Genomic DNA, 20,961 nt, shown 5'->3' on the forward strand with positions numbered 1-20,961 from the left:
GCCACCTGACCTGACGGATCAGCCGATCGTCACCTCGTCGCCGACGCGGATCACACCGCCGGCGCCGCCGGTGTCGTCGACCGAGCCGGTCACGCCGTTCAGGAGCAGCAGACGGCCGAGCGTCGGCTCGGGCAGCCCGACCCCGCGGGTCAGTGTCGTCAGCACCTTGGCATCCCGGATGCCCGTGTCGGGGTTCGCGTGCGTCGCCAGGCATCGCACGATCGGTCCCTCAGCGGTGAAACGCAGATCCCCGATGCGCACCTCGCCGGCCCACGCCAGCTCATCCCAGGCATCCGCACCCTCGATCACGACGTTCGAGCGGAACCGGCGGTCGTCCACCGTCTGACCCAGCGCGGCGCTCAGCGCGTCGACGCTCGCCTCGCTGTGCACGGAGACGAAACCGCGCGCGCGGTCCTGAAACCGGGAGCGCTCGCCGTCACCGACGAGTGCCAGCGGCAGACGGCCCTCGCGCTGCAGCAGCTTCCACTCCGGGGAGTCGAGCACGAATGCGGTCACGATCTCGACGAGCTCTGCGCGACCCTCGTCATCCAGGACCATGTCGACGAGCAGGGCGTCGTCGTGCGCGATCCGCACGCGCTGCGTCTCATGGTCGAAAGTCACGCGCAGGGTGGCCAGTGAGGGGAACGACTCCAGCGCCAGGCCCTTCGACTTCGGCCAGTAGTCCAGGCCGTCGCGCTGCTCCGGCTCCGTGGCGTCCGCGAAGCGGAATGCCAGCACCCGGTCGCCGGCGACGCGGCCGTCGGGCTGGATGGTCAGTTCATCGCACTGCTCGGGCGTGAACCCTTTGATCGGATGACGGTACAGGGCTGCGACGCGGGGCATCCGGCCATTGTGTCATCGGCCGACGGGTACGACGAAACCCTGGTCGACTCGGCGGCTGCCGGTCGCCAGGGTGTCTGGTCGTGCGAGGGAGGGGGTCAGGCCCGCTCCAGCTCGTCCTCGTCCTCGTCTTCGTACTGGTCGGCCCACTTGTCGACGTACTGGTCCTCCTCGGAAGAGGGGTGCCCGAGCTCGTTCTCCAGCGCGGAGAAGTTCACGTTCGGACTGTACGACTTGAGTTCGCGAGCGATCTTGGTGTGCTTCGCCTTCTGACGGCCACGGCCCATGCGCGAGACCCCCTTTTACGAGTTCAGCAGCGGGCTGTGCGACGCCCGATGGTATTCACGGCACCGGCTCGAGGCCGGTAAGAGTAGCATTCAGGATAGCACGCACGCCAGAGCCTGAGGCCGTCCTGCGGCCGGTGAGGGGAACGATCATCATGACAGATTCCACGCCCACAGCATCCGACGAAGCCGCTCAGAACGCCGCGCTGCAGAAGGCCGTCATCGTCGGCATCCAGCCCGGTCAGCCGCCGCACGTGCTCGCGGAGGCGCTCCGCTACGCCAAGCTGCTCCAATCGCCTCTCGTGGTCGTCCATGTCGACGTCACACGCTTCGTCACCTACGAGGATCCGGACGGCTATGTGCACTCCGCGCCCATCGACCTCAACCTCGATGCGGGTGCTGCCGAGTTCGAGGATGTGCAGAAGATGGCCGCCGAAGCTCTCGACAAGGAAGACATCACCTGGACCACCCGGCAGCTGATCGGCGACCCGGCCCTGGCGATCAAGCAGCTGGCGAACAAGCTCGACGCGCAGCTGATCGTGATCGGCACGCGCAAGCGGGGCATCGGGGAGTCGATCCGTGAGTTCTTCACCGGCTCGGTCGCAGCTCGCCTGGCGCACCGTCAGCACCGCTCGGTGCTCGTCGTGCCGCAGACGGAGTCCGTCCCCGACGATCAGAAGGACGTCTGGGACGAGTAGGCCCGGTCAGTAGAGCGCGTCGCCCTCCGCGGCGCGCTCGAGGTTTCCGCGCGCGCTGGCGGCGGATCGCAACGGATGCCGCCCGGAATCCATCCGAGCGGCATCCAGTGCGACCTCGACTGGACCGTCGCGGGACCCAAGGCCTAGGGGCGCGCAGCCGCCAGCGCCCGGGTGATCTCGTGCGCGGCGTCGTCGAGCGCGCGCTCGAGTCCGGTGACGACGGATGCCTCCAGCAGCCCGCCGCGGGCCACGTGCGTACGCAGGTCGGTGCGCACCTGGGCGCGGAACGCGTTGATCGCGGCATCCGCCCGCTGCAGGTTCTCGCGGCTCGTGACGCGCTCGTCGCCGAGCCCTTCCGCGCGGGGCTGCTTCTTGGCGGCGCGGCGCTCCTCCTGAGCGGCGGTGGCGAGGTCGGCGCGCAGGCTGCGCATCGCCTCCTTCACGCTCTGCCGCACCTCGGTGGCGATGAGGCGCACCGAGTCGGAGAGGCCCTCCTCGATGCCCTCCAGGTCGGCCGAGCGCGATTCGAGCTCGGCGCGACCGGCATCCGTGATGGCGTAGATGGTGGTGCGGCCCTCGACGGTCTTGGTGACCAGGCCCTCCTCCTCCAGCTTCGCCAGCCGCGGATAGATCGTGCCGGCGCTGGGCGTGTAGGTGCCACCGGTACGGTCGGTCAGTGCCTGGATGATGCCGTAGCCGTGCTGCGGCGCCTCGTTCAGCAGCGACAGCAGGTACAGCCGCAGGTCGCCGTGCGAGAAGACTGCCGGTGCCATCACTCCTCCCATTCCGGGTCGTCGGCGACGGTCGGACGCGCCTGGCGCAGCACCGTGATGCCGCCCGAGACCGTGTTCGCGCGCACGTCGACGAAGCTGCCGGCGAGCTCGCCCATCTGACCGGTGAAGTTGCTCGGTCCGCCGCTGGAGCGCTGGATGCCGTCGACCATGAGCTTGCCGCTCATGCTGCGCAGGGCGTAGTTCGCCGGCAGGGTCTCGTCCAGGCGCACGGTCACTCCGCCCGAGACGGTGTTGACGTTCAGGGTGTTCACGTCGCCGAGCGCGTCGATGAGCACGGAGCCCGACACTGTGTCGATGACGGCCTTGCGCAGCGAGCCGGTCACGGCGACGTCGCCCGAGACGCTGTTCGCGACCACGGAGCCGGTCAGGCCGCGCAGCTGCACGTCGCCGGAGACGGAGTTCGCCGAGAGGTCGCCGGTCACGTCGTCGGCGATGATGTCGCCGGAGACGGTGTTGAGCTTGACGTCATTGCGGATGCCGGACACCAGCGCGCCTGCACTGACCACGCCGAGCGTGAGTGCGATCGCGCGCGGCACGGCGACGCTGATCTCGGCCTTGGGGCCGCCGGCGCCGAAGTTGCGGAACACCTCGAGGAAGTTGTCCCACCCGATCTGGGGGTGGTCGATCTCGATCTGGGTGCCGTCGGACTCGACGCGCAGGTCCTTGATGGTGACGCCGTGCACCTCGATGCGGATGCCGGGTTCGTCGTGTGCGACCACGTCGACCTGTCCGCCGACGAGCCCGACCTTGAGCCGGGACGCGGAGGCGATGTCGATGACGCGTTCCTCGCCGGGGGCGATGAGCCACTTCTCGGTCATTGTCGTTCTCTTCCTGGTTGGGCGATATCGAGATATATCGCGTATTGCGAGAGTAACACGATATATCTCGAGTTCGTCAAGGGGTTCAGCAAAGAATCAGGAACATCCTGCTTGACCTTGACGTAACGTCAACTTCTACCGTGGACATATCGACGAACGAGAGGAGCGGATGCCATGGACTGGTCGATCCAGGAGATCGCCCGCCTCGCGGGGGCGACGAGCAGGACGCTGCGTCACTACGACGACATCGGCCTGCTCGCCCCCTCGCGCATCGCCGCCAACGGCTATCGGCACTACGACGAGGCCGCGCTCGTGCGCCTGCAGCGCATCCTGCTGCTGCGCGAGCTCGGGCTCGGCCTGCCGCAGATCGCCGAGGTGCTCGGCGATTCGGCGGGCTCAGCGGCCCAGGTGGCCGAGGCATCCGCTCTGCAGACCCACCTCGAGCTGCTCCGTCAGGAGCAGCAGCGGATCGGGCGGCAGATCGCGTCCGTCGAATCGACCATCACCGCATTGACAGAAGGGAAGGAACTCATGGCCGAGAACATGTTCGACGGCTTCGACCACACGCAGTACAAGGAGGAGGTCGAGGAGCGCTGGGGTCGCCAGGCGTACGCCGACGGCGACCGCTGGTGGCGCGGCCTCTCCGACGACGACCGCGCCGCCTGGAAGCAGCGCGTCGCGGATCTGAACCGCGACTGGATCGCCGCCGCCGAGAGCGGCATCGCCCCGGACTCCGATGAGGCGCAGGCCGTCGCCCGCCGTCACGTCGAGTGGCTCACGGGCGTGCCGGGCACCCCGGCATCCGCCCCGGGTGGCGACGTGAAGGGCTACGTGATGGGCCTCGGCGAGATGTACGTCGCCGACCCGCGTTTCGGCGCCAACTACGCGACGAGCGACGGCGGCTCCACCGGCGCCGAGTTCGTCCGCGACGCCCTGCGCGTCTACGCGGACGCGAACCTCTGAGCCGCCTCCGCATCGCGCCTCGGCGCATGTTCGGGAGGAGTTCGCGCGCTCGGGAGGAGATTCCCGGGCCGGGACTCCTCCCGTCCGCGTTTTCCCCTCCCGAACGGATCGGGGCGGCGCCGTCGGCTCAGCGCGGCGGCATGGCGACGGAGTCGCGGTGCACGAGATAGGTGCCGAGTGTGAGGCCCTGCTCGGGCGTCCGCGAGAACGCGTCCGGCTCGTCGATCGCGGCGCGCAGCGCCTCCTGGCCGAGCTGCTCCAGCGGCACGTGCACCGTCGTGAGCTTGGGTGACAGGTTCGCGGCGAGCGGGGTGTCGTCGTAGGCGACCACCGACACATCCGTGGGGATGCGAAGACCCGCGTCACCCAGCGCGTCGTACACGCCCGAGGCGATGGTGTCGTTGACGGCGAAGATCGCCGTGACGTCCGGATGCTCCTCCATCAGGGCGCGCGTGCTGGCGTAGCCGACGTCGCGGCCGAAGCCCTCGATGCGGATCAGATCCTCGTCGATGTCGATGCCCCGCGACGCGAGAGCGCGCAGGTAGCCGTCGCGGCGCAGGCCGATGGTCGGGAGGTGGCTCTCGCCGCCGACCATCGCGATGCGCCGGTGCCCGTTAGCGATCAGGTGCTCCGTGACGGAGAAGGCGCCGCCCTCGGTGTCGTACGCCACGGAGCGTGCCGCGGACGGCAGGTCCAGCGTCGGATGCGCGCACAGCACGAGCCGACTCCCCATGGCGGCGAGCGCATCGGCGCGCTGGGCCAGCTGGCGCCGGTACGCGGGGTCGCTGCTGCCGCCGCTCACGACGATCACGGCGTCGACGCGGCGCTCGCGCATCCGGTCGATCAGCGCGATCTCGGCGCCGGGGCGGAAGGACGTCGTCGCGATGATCGCGAGGCGTCCGGACTCCTGGGTGGCGCGCTCCAGCCCGCGCACCATGTAGCCGAAGAACGGGTCGACGAGCTCGGGCACGATGATCCCGATCGTCTTGGTGTCGGACTGCGTCAGCGCGCGCGCGTTCGCGTTCGCGGCGTATCCGAGCTTGGACACGGCTCGCATGACCCGCTCGCGGGTGGCTGCGGCGACCGGATAGTTGCCGTTCAGCACTCGCGAGACGGTCGCGGTGGAGACCTGCGCGGCGGCGGCGACGTCGCTGACTGTGGCCGGCCGACGAAGCCCCCGGACGCGAGTCTGCTCAGATGTCGAAGACACGGCGCCTCATCCCGTTGTCCGTCATGCGGTGATCGCCAGGTCGGCGGACCGCACTTCATGGTCGAAGGTATCACTCGCCGCGAACCGGGCGACCTCGTCGACGGCGAGCTCGCCGAGCCGCACGATCTCGTTGCCGAGCGCGCCGGCGATGTGCGGGGTGATGACGACGTTCGGCAGCCCGTACAGCGGTGAATCGGCGGGCAGCGGCTCGGGGTGCACGACATCGAGGTACGCGTCCAGCCGGCCGGTGACCAGCTCCGCAGTGAGTGCGTCGGTGTCGATGATCGCACCGCGTGCCGTGTTCACGAGCACGGTGCCGTCGCGCATCAGCGACAGCTCGTGCGCGCCGATCATGCCGACGGTCTGCGCGGTGAGGGGTGCATGCACGCTCACCGCATCGCTGCGCCGGCACAGCTCGTCCAGGCCGACCAGCTCGGCGCCGAGCTCGGCGGCGGCCGTGGGCGAGAGGTAGGGATCGTGCAGCAGGATGCGGACATCGAGCGTGCGCAGCATCCGCAGGGTCTCCCGCCCCACCCGCGATGCGCCGATCAGGCCGACGGTCACGCCGTTCGTGCCGATGGGCGGGAATCCGGCGGTGTCGCGCACCGCCTTGGTGCGACGGAGCCGCTCGGCGAAGCGGGAGGCGCGCTTGAGCCCGAAGACGATGCTCGCCAGCGTGAACTCGGCCACGGGGATGGCGTTCGCGCTGGCGCAGGTGCTCACGCGGATGCCCCTGTCGTACACGGCGGGGTCGAGGAAGGTGCGCACGGTCCCCGCGGCGTGAACGATCGCCCGCAGGCGCGGGGCCTGTGCGAGCGTCGCGAGCCCGAAGCGCGGGGCACCCCAGCCCGTGATGAGCACCTCGGTCTCCGCGAGGAGCTCGCGGGACGCGGCGGAGTCGAACTCCTCCATCGGCAGGGGAGTGATCACCTCGGCGATCGAGCCCAGGCGCTCGAGGAGCGACGCAGGGAACGCCGCGAGGTGGTCGTCGCGGTTCATCGCGAACGCGACGCGGGGGTGCCAGCTCATGAACATCTCCGAGAACGATGGAAACAGACAGTAAGCGATTTCTATCATGCTTTCCGCTTCAGGCGCCAGAGGTGACGGCCGAATCGCCCTAGATCTCCGGAAATGTCACGACTGGCGTTGACAACGCGATCATCGACGGGCTACCTTGCGATAGCAATCGCTTACTAAGGCGACGTTTCATCCACAACGACGTTCGGAGGATGCGGTGGTCTCGACACCCGTCACGAGCAGGCCGAAGGCCGCCGCGGCCGAGCCGGCGCGCCCGGTCACGGGGCACGCGCGCCGGCTGGACCGCAAGGGTCGCACGCGACTGAGCTTCGCCGCCCGCTTCCGGCGCGACCGCGTCATGCTCCTGCTGGTGATGCCCGGGTTCCTGTACTTCGTGGTCTTCCACTGGCTGCCCATCCCCGGCAACATCATCGCGTTCGAGGACTACCAGCCCTACCTCGGCTTCGTCGACAGCGTGTGGGTCGGCCTGGACAACTTCGCCGTCGCGTTCTCCGACCCGGCGTTCTGGTACGCACTGCGCAACACCCTCGTGATCATGGTGATGCAGCTCGTGCTGTTCTTCCCCGTGCCGATCGCCCTGGCGCTGCTGCTGAACAGCATCATGTCGCCCAAGCTCAAGAAATTCGTGCAGAGCGTGATCTACCTGCCGCACTTCCTGGGCTGGGTGATCATCGTCTCGCTGTTCACGCAGATCCTCGGGCCCACCGGACTCATCCCGAACTTCCTCGACTCCCTCGGGATGGGGCGGATCAGCCCGATGACCGACCCCGCCACGTTCCCGCTGCTCGTCACCGTCCAGACCATCTGGAAGGACGCGGGCTGGGGCACGATCATGTTCCTCGCCGCGCTGGCCAGCATCGACGACAGCCTCTACGAGGCGGCGGCCATCGACGGTGCCGGCCCGTGGCGGCGCACGTGGGCGGTGACGATCCCGGGCATCATGCCCATCGTCATCCTGCTGCTGATCCTCAACCTCGGCACGGCGCTGTCCGTCGGGTTCGAGCAGATCATCCTGCAGCGCAACAACGTCGGTGCACAGGCGGGCGAAGTGCTGGATACCTACGTCTACTTCCACGGCATCGTCGACGGCCAGTGGGGCACCTCGGCGGCGGTGGGTCTCGTGAAGGGCATCGTCGGTCTCTTCCTCGTGCTCGGCGCCAACAAGGTCGCCCACATGTTCGGACAGGATGGGGTGTACTCCCGTGAGCACTGAGAGCACGACGGTGGTCCGTCTCGGAAGGCAGAGGGCCAGCGACTACCGGGCCCGCACCCGTCCGGTGTGGATGGAGAAGCCCAGCTTCGCGATGCAGGGGCTGAAGGGACTCGTCCTGCTGCTGGTGTGCGTGGCGGTGATCTACCCGTTCCTGGTCGTGATCGGCACGAGCCTGTCCACACAGCAGGAGATCGCCGCGAACAACGGCTTCGTGCTGATCCCCATGCATCCCACGCTCGAGGCGTATCGGACCATCCTCTCCGGCGGCATCGTCACCGAGGCCCTGTTCCGCAGCATCGGCATCACGCTCGTCGGCACCGCGCTCTCGGTGACCCTCACGGTGATGATGGCGTACGGGCTGTCGCGACGGATCATGGGCGGCAACTTCTTCCTGATGACCGCCCTGCTGACCATGCTGTTCTCGCCCGGCATCATTCCCACATTTCTCGTGGTCAAGGAGCTCGGGCTGCTGGGCACGTTCGCGGCGCTCATCCTGCCCACGGCGCTCTCGGCGTTCAACCTGATCATCATCCGCTCGTTCTTCATGAACGTCCCCTCCGAGCTCGTCGAGGCGGCGCGGTTGGACGGCGCGGGCGACATCCGCATCCTGTGGAACGTGATGCTGCCGCTGTCGAAGGCGGTGATCGCCGTGATCGGCCTGTTCTACGCCGTCGGCTACTGGAACATGTTCTTCAACGCCATGCTCTACGTCGACAGCGACAAGTGGCCGCTGGCCATGGTGCTGCGGCAGTACGTGCTGCTCGGCTCCTCCATCGACGCCAACACCGGCGCCGAGATCGCCGCTCCCAGCCAGGCCATCCAGATGGCCGTCGTCGTGATCAGCCTGGTGCCGATCCTGTGCGTGTACCCCTTCCTGCAGAAGTACTTCACCAAGGGCGTCCTCACCGGCGCCGTCAAGGGCTGACCCCAGCCGAAGAACACCCGAGGCCACCGGCCTGATTTCCCTCAGAGAGGATCGGAAATGTCAATCAGAGAGATCGCCACCGACAGGCGGACGTTCCTGAAGTACGTCGGGTTCGGCGCAGTCAGCGTCGCCGCCGTCGGCTCCCTCGCCGGCTGCGGCACGAGGACCGAGCTGAAGGCGTCCGGCGCCGGCTCCGTGAAGATGCCGACGTTCCTCGCATCCGAGGGGCTGACCCCGGACCTGAAGGGCACCGCCGAAGGCGTGCCGTCCGCGTTCTTCAACTACCCGAAGAACCCGGTGCGCAGCGTGAAGACCCCGCCTCTGAAGGGTGAGACGTTCTCGGCCATCACGAACATCTTCGGCCCGCCGCCGAACGGCCGCGACAAGAACCCGGCCTGGCAGGAGATCGAGAAGCGCCTCGGCGGCAAGCTCGACATCACCGCCGTCTCCGCCGACGACTTCGCGACCAAGATCAACACCACGCTCGCCGGCAACGACATCCCGGACATGATCCTGGACGACGGCGCATCCATCCCGGACATCATCGGGTTCCTGCAGGCCAAGTGCCAGGACCTGACGAAGTTCCTCTCCGGCGACGCCGTCAAGGACTACCCCAACCTCGCCGCGATCCCGTCGCTGTACTGGGAGCAGACGGTGCGCGACGGCAAGATCTACGCGCTGCCGATCCCGCGCGGCGGCACCGCCGGCCTCGGCTTCTACAACGCCAAGCGCTACGCGGACGTCGGGGTGACCGACACCAGCAAGATCAAGGACGCCGACGAGTACCTCTCGATCATGAAGGAGCTCACCGACGCCAAGGCGAACCGCTGGGCGTTCGGCTCCACGTCCTACGGCCTGGCCACCTTCTTCCAGCTGTTCGGCGTCCCGAACCAGTGGCGCGAGGAGAAGGGCAAGATGACCTTCCAGATCGAGACCGACGAGTATCTCGAGGCGATCTCCTTCGTGGCGAAGGCGGCGAAGGCCGGCTACATCATGCCCGGCAGCGACGGCTGGACCAAGTCGCAGATGGTGAACGCCTTCACCAACGGACAGGTCGCGCAGATCTACGACGGGCTCCCCGGGTACTTCAAGGCCGACGGCTACGCTGTGACCGTGCCGGGCTCCGCGCCCTTCCTGCCGTTCGCCGCAGGCGGCGGCAAGCCGCAGGCCAACCTCGACAACATCGTCTTCGCGACCACCATGATCAAGAAGAACGACGACGCGTCGGTCAAGAAGCTCCTCGGCATCGCCAACCTGCTGGCTGCCCCGTTCGGCACGGAGGAGTACCTGCTGATCAACTACGGCGTCGAGGGCGCCGACTACACGCGCGACGGCAACGGCAACCCCGTCCCCACCGCGAACGCGCTCGCCGACACGACCGTGCCGTGGAGGTACCTCACCGCGCCGGCGCCCGCGCTGTACCTGCCGGGCCACGACGACGTGATCAGGAAGACGCACGAGGCGTACGCCGCGATGATCCCGCTCGGGGTCGCGAACCCGGCCGCCACGCTGTTCAGCCCGACCGACGCGTCCAAGGGCAACACGATCAGGCAGCCCGTCAGCGACGCGACGCAGGACTACATCTCCGGACGCAAGACCCTCGATGACGTCAAGGCCGCGATCAAGGCGTGGAAGAGCGCCGGCGGCGACGCGATTCGCAAGGAGTACGAGAAGGCGCTGAAGGCGTGACCGCCGAGCACGATCCCGGCCGGGGCGCGTCCGACCGTCTGCTCTGGACGGAGACCGCCGATCGCTGGCTCCGCGCGGTGCGCGAGCACGGCGCCGAGGACCCGGCCGGGGTCGTGCTCCCGGGGCGCGTGACCGGCGACGGGGAGCGCCGCGAGTCGATGGAGACCATCGGGCGCAGCTTCCTGCTCGCCTCCGCCCGCATCGCGGGCTCACCCGACGGCGACGCCGAGGCGGATGCCCTGATCGAGTTCTACGCCCAGGCCATCGTGGACGGCACCGATCCGGGGCATCCGTCGGCCTGGCCGCGCGGGGTGACCTGCCGCACCCCGCTGACCGGGATCACCAACTCGATCGTCGAGGGCGCCAACCTGGCCTTCGGGCTGTACGCCGCCGGCGACCGGTTCTGGTCGCGGCTCGACGATCGCCAGCAGAGCCAGGTGCTGGCCTGGCTGCGGCACCACGCGCTGCGCGAGGTGTGGCAGAACAACTGGCAGCTCTTCCCCGCGATGGCCGAGGCGTTCATCCGGCACCGGGGTGGCGACGCCCGCGGCCTGCACGGAGAGCGCAACGTCGCCCGGGTCGAGGGCTGGTACCTCGGCGACGGCTGGTACACCGATGGTCCGTCCCACGCGGTGGACTACTACAACGCGTGGGCCATCCACCCCTACCTGTGGGCCTGGTACCGGATGACCGACCGCACTCACACGTACGAGGGGCAGCGCCACCTGGAGCGGCTCGCGCGGTTCGTCGGGCGGATGCCGTCGTTCGTCGCCTCCGACGGGGCGCTGGTGCACTTCGGGCGTTCGCTCACCTATCGCACGGCCGCGCTCACGCCGCTGTGGTGCGCCGAGATCTCGGGCGTCAGCCCGCTGACTCCGGCGCGCACCCGACAGGTCGCGACCTCGGTGCTCGACGGGTTCGTGCGGCATGGCGTCGGCGCCGACGGTCAGCTGCGGCTGGGCTGGTACGACGAGCACCTGCCCGCGTCGCTGCAGGACTACAGCGGATTCGGCTCGCCGTATCTGGCCGGGATCGGCTTCCTCGGGCTGTCGCTGGACGCCGGGCACCGGGTGTGGACGGATGCCGCGGAGCCGGCGGAGCATCCGGCCTCCACCTGCTCCCTCGAGGGCACCGGGATCACGCTCAGCACCGCCGGCGGCGAAGCGCCGGTGATCCTCGTCAACCATGGCTCCGACCACGCCGAGCTGCCCGTCCAGGACCACGGCATCCGCGACCCCGACGACCCGCACTACGGCTCGTTCGCCTACTCCACGCATACTGCACCCGAGGTGGGCGACGGCTGGCTCGAGGCCGTCGACGGGCACGTGTGCCTGTTCGACGACCAAGGCCGCCCGAGTCGCCGCGCCAAGCTGCGCGGGCGGATGCAGGACGGCCCGCTCAGCGCGTCGGTGCACTACCCGCAGATCGACGGCAGGCTGCTGGTCGGAGCGGCGATCGTCACGGCATCCGTGGTGAACCGCGGCACGGAGGTGCGCGCGCACCTGGTGATCGCGCCGACGGCGCACGACCGCATCCGTGAGGGCGCCTTCGCGCTCGCCGCGGCCGAACCGCCCGAGCAGGACGTGGCCTCCGATCGTGTGCACGCATCGGTCGCTGACGGCGCGCATCGCGTGGTGCTGACCGGCCTGCACGGATGGGACGACGCAGGCGTCGTGAGGCACCGCGGCACGAACGTGATGGGCGAGCACTCCGCGATTCCGTACCTGACCGCCGCGCGCGGCGAGGACGAGACCGTGCATGTCGCGGTCCACCAGCTGCTGCGCGACCGGGACGATCCGGATGCCGCACTCGCCGGTCTGCGCGTGGCCGTGGACGGCACCCGGGTTCGCGTGGAGTGGCCGGTCGACGGCGTCGACGTCGAGTTCGACCTGCGCACCGTCGTGGAGTGGGATGGTCAGCCCGGGAAGCCGGGCGGCCGGAGGAGCTGAAGGGCCGCCGCTCCGCGGACGCCTGTGCTCGCCGCGTGTGCCTGTGCACGCCTGTGCGCTTCGCGCGGAGAAGTGCGCTTCGCGCGGAGGAATCCCTGGAATCTCTCCGCGTCAGGCGTACATTTCCGCGTCAGACTCTCGCCGCCGACACGATCAGGTGCGTCACATCCAGGCGTCGATGCGGTCCCCGACGGAGGCGGATGCCTCGCCGAGGGCCAGTTCGATCACGAAGGCGTGTTCCGCCTCGAGATCCGCCGGGATGCTCACGTCGCAGTACAGGGCGTCGTCCAGGTCGAAGCCGATGTCGGTCAGGCGCACCGGGAGGTCGCGTCCGGAGTCGAGCAGGCGCGCCGAGATCGGCATCCGCTCGGCGCCGGCCGGGAACCGCAGCCGCAGGATGCCCGTGACAGGCCGGTTCACGACCGTGACGAACAGCCGGTCGCCGTCTCCGGTCAGCCATCCGGCACCCGTGCGATCCAGGTCGACGTGATGGGCGTCGTACACCGCATCCGCGTTCGCGGCGACCCACGCGCCCAGCTGCTCGGCGATCTCGTCCTCGTGCGCCGTCATGCGGCCGAGGCCGTCGGGGCCGAAGTTCACGACAAGATTGCCGTTCATCGAGCGGCAGCGCATCAGCAGGTCGACGAGGTCGTCCGCGGTCTTCTGGTACTGACCACGGGTGTCCCGCAGCCATCCCCAGGCGTTCGGGCCGATCGTCATGACGCAGTCCCAGTCGTTCCCGCCGAGCATCTCGAAGTTCGCCGGCAGCTTGCGCTCCCAGCCCTGCTCGTAGTCGCCCAGCAGGGCGCCGTTGGAGTCGAAGTGCCGGGCGCCGTGCTCGTCGTTGCGGAAGCGAGAGCCGATGATCAGGCCGGGGCGCCGTGCGCGCAGCTCCGCCTCGAGCGCGTGGGTGAACTCGTGCGAGGCGATCCACGACGCGTCCCAGGTGCCGTCGAACCACAGGCCGCGCGCGGCGGGGTAGCGGTCCAGCAGCTCGAGCAGCTGGGCGCGTGTGTACTGCAGGAAGTCCTGCCATCCGGCGCGCTCGGCATCGGTGGCCGGCACCGTGCGCAGGTAGCCCGGGTGGTGCCAGTCGAGCACCGAGAAGTACAGGAACACGTCGATGCCCTCGGCCGTGTACGCGTCGACGACCTCGCCGACCAGGTCACGACCGCACGGCGATTCGCGCACCGTGTAGTCGGAGTGCGCGGAGGGCCACAGCGCGAACCCGTCGTGGTGCTTGGTGGTGAAGATGACGTAGCGCGCGCCCATCCTCTTCGCCTGCCGGGCCCAGGCACGCGCATCCAGTCGGGCCGGATCGAAGCTCTCGTTGAGCCGGTCGTAGGTCCCCTGCCAGCCCTCCGGGGCCGTGGGCCCGCTCCATGCACGGATCCACTCCGGCGCCGCAGATCCGCCGGCCGCGCTCACGCCCTGGTACTCGCCGCCGAGGATCGAGTACAGCCCGAAGTGGATGAACTGGCCGAGTCCGTACCGGCGGAAGCGCTGCATGGCCTCGTCGTCACGGCGGGAGACCTGCGTGCCGAACCGCAGCGGAATCGGCTGGCGGTCGGAGGGTAGTGCGCGTTCGGTCCAGAGAGAGGTCGTCATCGGGTCCTCGTTCGGCGTTGGTAAGCGGTTTCCCAGTCTACCGGCTGCGACCGCCGAACGGGGCGCCCGGCAGCGCGGAATCCGCCGGCAGGCCGAGCGCCTTCAGCACGTGCGGAAGCACATCGGCGTGGTCCACGACGGGTTCGCCGGACGGGACGTCCGGCCCCGCCGCGGCCATCCACGCCAGCCGCTCCTCGTCGGTGTCGCCGCCGTGATGCCCCGCATCGAGGTGCCCGTGATCGGTGAGCACGATGACGGTCCAGTCCTCGTACTCGCGGTTCCCGCGTGCGGCGATCGCCGCGAGCAGCACGCCGAGCTGCTCATCGCACGCCTCCACGGCCTGGCGATACCGGTCGGTCACGCCCTCGGTGTGACCGACGATGTCCGGCAGCACCGCATACGCGAACACCGCCGCGTGATCGCGATGCAGCAGTTCGCGGGCGGTCCGCGACATCACGGCCTCGTCCATCAGCGCGACGAGCTCGAGCGGCCCGTCCTCCGCGCCGGCCGGCAGCTCCGGCCGGTACCCGCCGCCGGCGAAGAGCGGGCCGCCGCTGCCCGCGGTCACCAGCGGCGCCCATGCGCCCGCCGCGAAGGTCGTCGCACCGGGCACGCCGGCGCGGATGCGGGAGAGCACATCCGGATGCCGGTCGAAGGCGTTCCCCGTGAAGTCGTTGTCGTGCACGCCGTGCCGGTCGCTGTACACGCCGGTGGCCATGGTCGACCACACCGGCCCGGAGATCGTCGGGTTCGCGGCGTGCACGCGCACAGTCGAGAGGAAGCCACGCGCGGCCAGCGCGTCCAGGTGCGGGGTGCGCACGCTCCGCACGACGTCGTCGCGCACGCCGTCCCATCCCATGATGAGGACGTGCGACGAGCGGGCGGGGGAGATCACGGAGCCGGACACCGCTCCAGCGTACGGCCGCCGTCGCGGGTCGTCGCATGGCATCCCGTCGTCTGGCGCGGGTAGTCTGGCCTGACGATGAGCATCACTCGCCGCACGCTGCTGCTCGGCGCCGGGACCGGTGCCGTCGCGGTGCTCCTTGCCGCGTGCACGCCCGAGCCCACCAGGCCGACGCCGACCCGGTCCACGCCCGCTCCCCGGCCCACCGCCCCCTCCCAGGTGCCCGCTCCCTCGGCGTTCGTCCGCAGCTCCTGGTCGAAGGACCCGTACTCCTACGGCGCGATCAGCTACGTGCCCTCCGGCACCGACCCGCAGCAGCGCGCGACGCTCGCCGAGCCCATCGGCGACCGGCTGTTCTTCGCCGGCGAGGCCCTGGACACCGACAACCCCGGCACCGTCCTCGGCGCGGTGGACTCCGGCCGCGCGGCCGCGCTCGCGCTGATCGTCGCGGCGGGGCCCAAGGAGCGCGTCGCCGTGATCGGCGCGGGCGCCGCGGGCGTGGTGGCGGCGCGGATGCTGGCGGATGCCAACCACGAGGTCACCGTGTTCGAGGCCCGAGACCGCTCGGGTGGCCGCATCCTCAGCCAGAAGGCGAAGGACTGGCCGGTGCCCGCGCAGCTGGGCGGCTGGCTCATCTCCGATGAGCAGCTGACCGCGCTGCACGACCGGATCACCACCCTCGGCGAGCAGCAGCTCACCTTCGAGACGGCGACCGGCTGGTCGAAGGACGGGGCCACCGACACCGTCTCCGGCGACCCGATCGCGCAGGCCGCCGAGAAGGCGGGCGACCTGCCCGCCGACATCCCCCTCGCCGAGGCCCTCACGCAGAACGGCGCCGACCTCGACGACCCTGCGCTCGCGGCATCCCTCGCCTGGCTCTCCGCCACCACGGGCGCCGACCCCGAGAAGGCGTCGAGCTGGTACCCGCCGGCGTTCGCGCCGGACACGCTCACCGGCATGGCGGAAGACCTCGGATCCTTCTTCGACAAGCACCTCGAGGATCAGCAGGTCACGCTGGCGTCGCCCGTCGTACGCGTCGCCTACGACGACAGCGGGGTGAGCCTGCGGCTGGGCACCGGCGAGGCGCTGTCCTTCGACCGCGTCATCGTCACCGCGCCCCTGGGGGTGCTGCAGCGGCAGGGCATCGAGTTCGCCCCCGCTCTGCCGAAGCCGCATCGCGGCGCGATCGCCGCCCTGGCTTCCGGTTTCGTGGAGACGGTGTGGATGCGGTTCGAGGAGCCGTTCTGGGATGCCGAGCAGACGATCTGGCACGTCGTCGGCGGCGACGGACTGATCCGCACCTGGATCAACCTCATGCCGGCCACCGGTGAGCCGGTGCTCGTGGGGCTCGTGGGCGGAGCGGATGCCGCGCGCTTCGCGGCGCTCAGCGACCGCGACGCCCAGGTCGCCGCCAGAGCGGCACTCGTCTTCTTCGCGCCCACTCCGGCGGACGCGAGCTGATCACGCCCCACGGGGGCAGCCGCACCCGCACGTGGCTGAGCAGCACGAGCGCGGCCGCGACGACAGCGAAGATCGCCAGCGCGGCAAGGCACGACACCGACATCTCCGGAAGGCCCGACACCTGCCGCGGGTCGAGGAAGTAGTACGGGTACCAGCCGATGATCCGGCCCCGCACGATCGTGAACACTCCCCAGACCACCGGGTAAGCCAGCACGAAGGGCACCACCCGCCACGAGGCCGCGTGCCGCCCCGGGCCGATCAGCCAGGCGATCACCGCGCATCCGGGCAGCAGGTAGTGCAGCACCACATCCGACCAGGGAACCGTGATCGGGATGCCCCGCACGCCCGCCTGCCACACGATGATCGAGAACGCCAGGCCGGCGGTCACCGTCCAGCTCAGCACCAGCGCCCGGGCCGACGTCAGCCACACCGGATCCTCCGCTCGCCGCAGGGCGATGACGCCCGCGAGGATCGTCACCAGGGCGAACGCCACGTTCGACTGGATCGTCAGGTACGCGAAGAAGTTGTCGCTGGCCAGGGTCTGCGAGCCCATGCCCCACAGCATCCGATGCGTGAGGGACACGATGCACACGGCTGCGGCGAGCAGACGCAGCCATCCGAAGATCCGTCTCGTCAGCACGCGGGCGTCGTCCTCCTGGCGGCTTCCGCTCCCTCGGGCGGAGCGGCTCAGTCGTCCCCCGAGTCTACGTAACGCGCAGAAGTGCGGCGCCCCGCTGTGCAGGACGCCGCACTCCCGCGCGTGTGTCGCGTCGGATCAGGCCGCTCAGCCGGCGGACGGTGTCAGCGTCACGTACTGGGCCGCATCTCCGGGCTTCTGCTGCTCGAGCCGCATGCGGTCGTCCACGTACTGCAGCGCCAGCCCGCTGTTGCGGTTGACCAGACGGTACGTGGTCGAGCCGTCCAGCGAGGTGCCGTTCACGGCGACGCGCTGCAGGTACCACTGGTCGCTGCCACCGGGGGTGCCCAGGCTCGTCGAGGTCAGGGGCACGGCATCCGCCTGCCGGTCGCCGGCGGTCACCACGGCGTCGAATGCACGCGGCGCGGCGGCACCGGTGCCCGAGACGCGCAGGACCTTGCCGGTCGTCGCGTCCACGAGTCGGTAGAAGCCGCTGTTCTCCCCCTTCGCGCTCTGATCGGCGACGGGCTCGAGCCTCCAGGCCGTGGCCTTGGTGGCCGCACCCTGGCCGCCGTCCATGCCGGGACCCCGATCCGTGACCACGGCCCGCTGCCCCGCTCGCAGCACGTACGAGGAGCCCGCGGCGACCGCGTTCCCCGCCGTGTCCCGCGGGGTGTACTCCGTGCTCACCGAGGCGCCAGGGGCGCCGGGTGCCGGAGCGATGTCCACGACCTTGGCGGTCAGGTCGGAGATCGTCAGGAACGAGCGGCCGGTGACGTTCTGGTTGGTCAGGCTGCCATTGTCGAGCGAGGTGAGGTAGCCGCCGTTGGATCCGGCGGGCATGAGCCCGACGGCCTTCCACGAGTTCGGGTCTCCCAGATCGGCGGTCTCGTACACGTTGCCGTCGTAGCCGACGATCCGGTACAGGCCGGAGAACGCGTTGTACGAGATGGCGGATTCGTTGTTCTGCGCGGGCAGGTACAGGTGACCGGTGTCCGGGTCCCTGTAGTAGGCGCTGTTCGTGATGAGATCGACGGTCTGCGAGACGCCGGTCACCGGATCGGTCTGCGTCACGTAGATGCCGCCGGTGACGACCTTGACGCCGCCCTCGTACCTGTCGTCCACGGCCTTGAGGGTCATGTCCTGCCCCGTGACAGCATCGTGGTACGTGACGGTGCGATCGGGGGCGGACTGCCCGGTCGCGTCGTTCACGATCGTGTGCGCCAGCGTGTTGGCCGTGTAGCTGTTCCCCGAGGCATCCGAGAAGCGGATGAGGTGGTCCGCTGCGACCTTCGCGGCCTCGTACGAGGCGTCCGCATTCGTCCCCGATCCCTGCCAGGCGATCAGATCGGTGGCGGGGTCGTAGAAGACGTTCAGCCCTCCGATGGAGTTGACGTTGCCGTCGATCCCGCCGATGCCCGGCTGCGACCACGATCCGTTGTGCCACTTCTGCCACGTGCCGCTGGCCATGCCGCCGCTGATCGGCGCGCGCGCCATCTCGGTCCAGCTGGCCAGGGTCGACGAGGCCGGCTTCTTGTAGATCTTCACGTTGTACGTGATGTAGAAGTAGCCGGTGGAGTAGTCGATGAACAGGCGGCAGCCGGAGTTGCCGAACGGGTACGACTGCCCGGGCGACGCCGTGCTGTTGATGACCTGGTCGTCATCCCAGGCCGAGGTGAGCGCGGGACCCGCGTACTGCCAGGTCGCGCCCTCGTCGTCCGATGTGGCGAGCAGGATGCGATTGTTGTGGTGACCGGTGGAGATCTTCTCGTCGATCGTCGCGTTCGCACCCTTGGTCTGCCACGGATCGAACTGGTACTCGTCGTTCAGCAGCGCATGCCAGACGCCCTGCGGGTCGACCCACACGCCGATCACGTCGCAGTGATCGTCCTGCTGCGGTGACGGGATCGGGAAGACGGGGTGCTTGTCGAGCTGATAGCAGATCGTGCCGGGGTCTCCGTAGTAAGCGGGGGCCTGCAGCCGCTCCGTGGTGGTGCCCATGCCCGCCGAGACGGCACTCATGTCGTCGTTCGTGAAGGTGCGCGCCCAGGCGCTGCCCCGGTTCGTGCTGTACGCCGTGAGTGCATTGGTCCAGTGGAACCGGCCGTCCTTGCCGACGAAGGCGGAACCCGCGATGTCGCTGGTCAGCCCGCCCTTCATCGTGGTCGTCCCCGCTGCGACGTACTGCGGGGGAGGGGGAGTCGTGTCCGCGCGGGCGGCACCTGCGAGTGCGACCGCGCCGATCGCTCCGATGGCCACTGCCGGGGTGAGGCGTCGCCAGCGGATGCTGCGGCGGGCGGTGCGATGGTCTCTCATTGTCGTGCCTTCCTGTTCGTCTTCGAAGCGGAGTGCTGGGTGCAGGCGATAGAAATCGCTTACTGTTCGGTGACCGTATCCGAGAGCTTCTGAGCCTGTCAACGGTAACTCGTTTCTAGAAACCGATTACTGAACTTTTGGCCAATGGCGGCCGGTCCGGGGTAGCCGCATGCACCGCGCACACGCGCCGGACGACGGGAACCCGCCCTGGCTAGAGTTGGACGGTGCCCTCCCCGATGTCCGTCTCCACCGTCCTCCGGCGGACGGCCCTGGTCGCGCTCGGCGGGATGCTGGGCACGGCGGCGCGCATGGGTCTCGGGATGCTGATCCCGGATGCTGCGCTGGGCGTGCTGGCCGCGAACATCGTCGGCGCGCTGGCCCTGGGGATCCTGACGGCCCGCCTGCCCGCCGGGGACCTGCGGGTGCTTCTCGGCACGGGCGTGCTCGGCGGCTTCACGACCTACAGCTCGTTCATGGTCGACAGTGTGCAGCTGTGGGGTGCATCTCCGCTGCTCGCCGTCGGGTACATCGTCGTCAGCCTGGCCGGCGGGCTCGCGGCCGCCGCCCTCGGGCTGGTGCTGGGGCGGAAGCGGGCGGCGTCATGAGCCCGCTGGTGTTCCTGCTGGCCGCCGCGTGCGGCGGGCTCGGGGCCGCGACACGCTACCTCGTCGATCTCGGCATCGCACGCCTGGTCGGCACGCGCTTCCCCTGGGGCGTGATGGTGATCAACATCACCGGGTCGTTCGCCCTCGGGCTGGTGATCGGCGGGCTGCCCGGAGCCGCCTTCGTGCTCGGCACCGGCTTCCTCGGTGGGTACACCACGTTCAGCACGGCGATGATCGACACCGTCGCGCTGTGGCGTGACGGCGAGCGCCGGGCATCCGCCCTCTACGCCGGCGGGATGCTGCTGGCCGGACTCGCCGCGGCGACTCTGGGCCTCGCGCTCGGTCACGTGCTCTGATCGGCTCCGGTCCCGCTCTCAGCCGGTTCCAAGGGCCGATAATGTACAGATGTACATAAGGGGGTCGGGATGTCGGATGCTGTCACGCGCCGCAGGCGCGATCCGGAGACCCGCCGCCGCGAGATCGTCGCTGCCGCGGCCGAACTGATCGTCGAGGTCGGCGTCGGCGCGCTCACCCACCGCATGATCGCCGCGCGCGCGGGCGTGCCCCTCGGCGCGACCACGCAGTACTTCGCGACGCTCGACGAGTTGCGGTCGGAGGCGCTGCGACACCTGGTGTCCGATGTGGACGCCAGGATGGACGGCATCCGATCCGTCTTCGCCGCGCGCGGTGCCATTCCGGCCGTCATCGCCGAGCTCATCGTGCAGGGGCTCGCCGACGCCCGCGCCATGGAGGCCGACCGCGCCGTGGTCACCGCCGCGGTCAACGACCCGCAGCTGCGCGAGCTCGCGCGGCGCTGGTCGGCGCAGATGGCGGGGTTCCTCAGCGCTGACTACGGTCCCGAGCGCGCGACCGCGGCCGCCATCTTCATCGACGGGGTGCTGTGGCACTCCCGCATCAACGACGAGCCGCTCAGCGGCGCCTTCATCGAATCCGCTCTCGCCGCCATCCTCGGCGAGAGCATCCGTCCTTCGTCCGTGAGCGACTGAAA

Annotated in this window: 20 protein-coding genes; 10 read left to right on the forward strand and 10 right to left on the reverse strand. The window is 69.5% G+C overall.

The features are described from left to right. Positions 1 to 18 precede the first annotated feature (18 nt). On the reverse strand, positions 19 to 843 hold the full coding sequence (locus MIAR_RS00285) for an MOSC domain-containing protein (RefSeq protein WP_285629824.1): 825 nt from the start codon (positions 841 to 843) through the stop codon (positions 19 to 21). A gap of 95 nt (positions 844 to 938) precedes the next feature. Next, positions 939 to 1,127: a DUF3073 domain-containing protein gene (locus MIAR_RS00290; RefSeq protein WP_285629825.1), complete on the reverse strand. Its 189-nt coding sequence runs from the start codon at positions 1,125 to 1,127 to the stop codon at positions 939 to 941. A gap of 152 nt (positions 1,128 to 1,279) precedes the next feature. On the opposite strand from MIAR_RS00290, the gene MIAR_RS00295 reads away from it, so the two are divergent. Further along, entirely contained in the window at positions 1,280 to 1,822 is a 543-nt protein-coding gene (locus tag MIAR_RS00295) for a universal stress protein (RefSeq protein WP_285629827.1), read from the forward strand. Between the two features lie 143 nt (positions 1,823 to 1,965). On the opposite strand, the gene MIAR_RS00300 is transcribed toward MIAR_RS00295, so the two are convergent. Beyond that, entirely contained in the window at positions 1,966 to 2,595 is a 630-nt protein-coding gene (locus tag MIAR_RS00300) for a PadR family transcriptional regulator (RefSeq protein WP_285629829.1), read from the reverse strand. Then, on the reverse strand, positions 2,595 to 3,434 hold the full coding sequence (locus tag MIAR_RS00305) for a DUF4097 family beta strand repeat-containing protein (RefSeq protein WP_285629831.1): 840 nt from the start codon (positions 3,432 to 3,434) through the stop codon (positions 2,595 to 2,597). Before MIAR_RS00305 ends, MIAR_RS00300 begins: the two co-directional genes overlap by 1 nt. 174 nt (positions 3,435 to 3,608) lie before the next feature. Between MIAR_RS00305 and MIAR_RS00310 the strand changes: the two genes are divergently transcribed. Further along, positions 3,609 to 4,397, forward strand: a complete 789-nt coding sequence (locus tag MIAR_RS00310) for a MerR family transcriptional regulator (protein WP_285629833.1) — start codon at positions 3,609 to 3,611, stop codon at positions 4,395 to 4,397. Positions 4,398 to 4,524: 127 nt separating this feature from the next. Here MIAR_RS00310 and MIAR_RS00315 read toward each other — a convergent pair whose 3' ends face one another. Then, the gene (locus MIAR_RS00315; RefSeq protein WP_285629835.1) at positions 4,525 to 5,607 is read right to left on the reverse strand and encodes a LacI family DNA-binding transcriptional regulator; all 1,083 of its coding nucleotides are present in this window, start codon (positions 5,605 to 5,607) and stop codon (positions 4,525 to 4,527) included. 21 nt (positions 5,608 to 5,628) lie between these two features. Further along, on the reverse strand, positions 5,629 to 6,636 hold the full coding sequence (locus tag MIAR_RS00320) for a hydroxyacid dehydrogenase (protein ID WP_285629837.1): 1,008 nt from the start codon (positions 6,634 to 6,636) through the stop codon (positions 5,629 to 5,631). Positions 6,637 to 6,841: 205 nt separating this feature from the next. Here MIAR_RS00320 and MIAR_RS00325 point away from each other — a divergent pair, with 205 nt between their 5' ends. The 4 genes from MIAR_RS00325 to MIAR_RS00340 are packed head-to-tail and all read left to right on the forward strand — an operon-like array spanning position 6,842 to position 12,421. Continuing rightward, positions 6,842 to 7,858, forward strand: coding sequence for an ABC transporter permease (locus MIAR_RS00325; RefSeq protein ID WP_285629839.1), 1,017 nt, complete (start codon positions 6,842 to 6,844; stop codon positions 7,856 to 7,858). Continuing rightward, positions 7,848 to 8,783, forward strand: coding sequence for a carbohydrate ABC transporter permease (locus MIAR_RS00330; RefSeq protein ID WP_285629842.1), 936 nt, complete (start codon positions 7,848 to 7,850; stop codon positions 8,781 to 8,783). The genes MIAR_RS00325 and MIAR_RS00330 overlap by 11 nt, the downstream gene beginning before the upstream one ends. Before the next feature lie 57 nt (positions 8,784 to 8,840). Beyond that, the gene (locus MIAR_RS00335) at positions 8,841 to 10,472 is read left to right on the forward strand and encodes an extracellular solute-binding protein (RefSeq protein WP_285629844.1); all 1,632 of its coding nucleotides are present in this window, start codon (positions 8,841 to 8,843) and stop codon (positions 10,470 to 10,472) included. Then, the gene (locus MIAR_RS00340; protein WP_285629846.1) at positions 10,469 to 12,421 is read left to right on the forward strand and encodes a DUF2264 domain-containing protein; all 1,953 of its coding nucleotides are present in this window, start codon (positions 10,469 to 10,471) and stop codon (positions 12,419 to 12,421) included. The genes MIAR_RS00335 and MIAR_RS00340 overlap by 4 nt, the downstream gene beginning before the upstream one ends. 162 nt (positions 12,422 to 12,583) lie before the next feature. Here MIAR_RS00340 and MIAR_RS00345 read toward each other — a convergent pair whose 3' ends face one another. Both MIAR_RS00345 and MIAR_RS00350 read right to left on the reverse strand, forming a co-directional pair. Further along, complete coding sequence (locus MIAR_RS00345) at positions 12,584 to 14,029, reverse strand: alpha-L-fucosidase (protein WP_285629848.1); 1,446 nt, start codon at positions 14,027 to 14,029, stop codon at positions 12,584 to 12,586. Positions 14,030 to 14,066: 37 nt separating this feature from the next. Then, positions 14,067 to 14,936, reverse strand: coding sequence for an alkaline phosphatase family protein (locus MIAR_RS00350; protein ID WP_285629850.1), 870 nt, complete (start codon positions 14,934 to 14,936; stop codon positions 14,067 to 14,069). A 75-nt stretch (positions 14,937 to 15,011) separates the two neighbouring features. On the opposite strand from MIAR_RS00350, the gene MIAR_RS00355 reads away from it, so the two are divergent. Beyond that, complete coding sequence (locus tag MIAR_RS00355; RefSeq protein WP_285629852.1) at positions 15,012 to 16,394, forward strand: flavin monoamine oxidase family protein; 1,383 nt, start codon at positions 15,012 to 15,014, stop codon at positions 16,392 to 16,394. Here MIAR_RS00355 and MIAR_RS00360 read toward each other — a convergent pair. Together MIAR_RS00360 and MIAR_RS00365 are read right to left on the reverse strand one after the other, a co-directional pair. Further along, positions 16,318 to 17,034 carry a Pr6Pr family membrane protein gene (locus MIAR_RS00360; RefSeq protein WP_285629854.1) on the reverse strand — a complete coding sequence of 239 codons (717 nt, stop codon included), beginning with the start codon at positions 17,032 to 17,034 and terminating at the stop codon, positions 16,318 to 16,320. The two genes, MIAR_RS00355 and MIAR_RS00360, sit on opposite strands and share 77 nt — an antisense overlap. Before the next feature lie 144 nt (positions 17,035 to 17,178). After that, complete coding sequence (locus MIAR_RS00365) at positions 17,179 to 19,347, reverse strand: hypothetical protein (protein ID WP_285629855.1); 2,169 nt, start codon at positions 19,345 to 19,347, stop codon at positions 17,179 to 17,181. A 224-nt stretch (positions 19,348 to 19,571) separates the two neighbouring features. Between MIAR_RS00365 and MIAR_RS00370 the strand changes: the two genes are divergently transcribed. The 3 genes from MIAR_RS00370 to MIAR_RS00380 all read left to right on the forward strand — a co-directional run bounded on the left by MIAR_RS00370 (position 19,572) and on the right by MIAR_RS00380 (position 20,959). Then, positions 19,572 to 19,952, forward strand: a complete 381-nt coding sequence (locus MIAR_RS00370; protein ID WP_285629858.1) for a fluoride efflux transporter FluC — start codon at positions 19,572 to 19,574, stop codon at positions 19,950 to 19,952. Next, positions 19,949 to 20,308 (forward strand): fluoride efflux transporter FluC, encoded by a 360-nt coding sequence (locus MIAR_RS00375; RefSeq protein WP_285629860.1) that lies wholly within the window; start codon positions 19,949 to 19,951, stop codon positions 20,306 to 20,308. Before MIAR_RS00370 ends, MIAR_RS00375 begins: the two co-directional genes overlap by 4 nt. A gap of 69 nt (positions 20,309 to 20,377) precedes the next feature. Next, positions 20,378 to 20,959, forward strand: coding sequence for a TetR/AcrR family transcriptional regulator (locus tag MIAR_RS00380; protein WP_285629862.1), 582 nt, complete (start codon positions 20,378 to 20,380; stop codon positions 20,957 to 20,959). Positions 20,960 to 20,961 lie beyond the last annotated feature (2 nt).

Origin of the sequence: Microbacterium arabinogalactanolyticum (genome assembly GCF_030268005.1) — a bacterium.
Classification (GTDB): Bacteria; Actinomycetota; Actinomycetes; order Actinomycetales; family Microbacteriaceae; genus Microbacterium; species Microbacterium arabinogalactanolyticum.

Excerpts from the sequence above, each read along its gene's own strand:
- MIAR_RS00285 (WP_285629824.1), bottom strand. The coding sequence starts at position 843 with ATGCCCCGCGTCGCAGCCCTGTACCGTCATCCGATCAAAGGGTTCACG.
- MIAR_RS00290 (WP_285629825.1), bottom strand. The coding sequence starts at position 1,127 with ATGGGCCGTGGCCGTCAGAAGGCGAAGCACACCAAGATCGCTCGCGAA.
- MIAR_RS00295 (WP_285629827.1), top strand. The coding sequence starts at position 1,280 with ATGACAGATTCCACGCCCACAGCATCCGACGAAGCCGCTCAGAACGCC.
- MIAR_RS00300 (WP_285629829.1), bottom strand. The coding sequence starts at position 2,595 with ATGGCACCGGCAGTCTTCTCGCACGGCGACCTGCGGCTGTACCTGCTG.
- MIAR_RS00305 (WP_285629831.1), bottom strand. The coding sequence starts at position 3,434 with ATGACCGAGAAGTGGCTCATCGCCCCCGGCGAGGAACGCGTCATCGAC.
- MIAR_RS00310 (WP_285629833.1), top strand. The coding sequence starts at position 3,609 with ATGGACTGGTCGATCCAGGAGATCGCCCGCCTCGCGGGGGCGACGAGC.
- MIAR_RS00320 (WP_285629837.1), bottom strand. The coding sequence starts at position 6,636 with ATGAGCTGGCACCCCCGCGTCGCGTTCGCGATGAACCGCGACGACCAC.
- MIAR_RS00335 (WP_285629844.1), top strand. The coding sequence starts at position 8,841 with ATGTCAATCAGAGAGATCGCCACCGACAGGCGGACGTTCCTGAAGTAC.
- MIAR_RS00345 (WP_285629848.1), bottom strand. The coding sequence starts at position 14,029 with ATGACGACCTCTCTCTGGACCGAACGCGCACTACCCTCCGACCGCCAG.
- MIAR_RS00355 (WP_285629852.1), top strand. The coding sequence starts at position 15,012 with ATGAGCATCACTCGCCGCACGCTGCTGCTCGGCGCCGGGACCGGTGCC.
- MIAR_RS00365 (WP_285629855.1), bottom strand. The coding sequence starts at position 19,347 with ATGAGAGACCATCGCACCGCCCGCCGCAGCATCCGCTGGCGACGCCTC.
- MIAR_RS00375 (WP_285629860.1), top strand. The coding sequence starts at position 19,949 with ATGAGCCCGCTGGTGTTCCTGCTGGCCGCCGCGTGCGGCGGGCTCGGG.
- MIAR_RS00380 (WP_285629862.1), top strand. The coding sequence starts at position 20,378 with ATGTCGGATGCTGTCACGCGCCGCAGGCGCGATCCGGAGACCCGCCGC.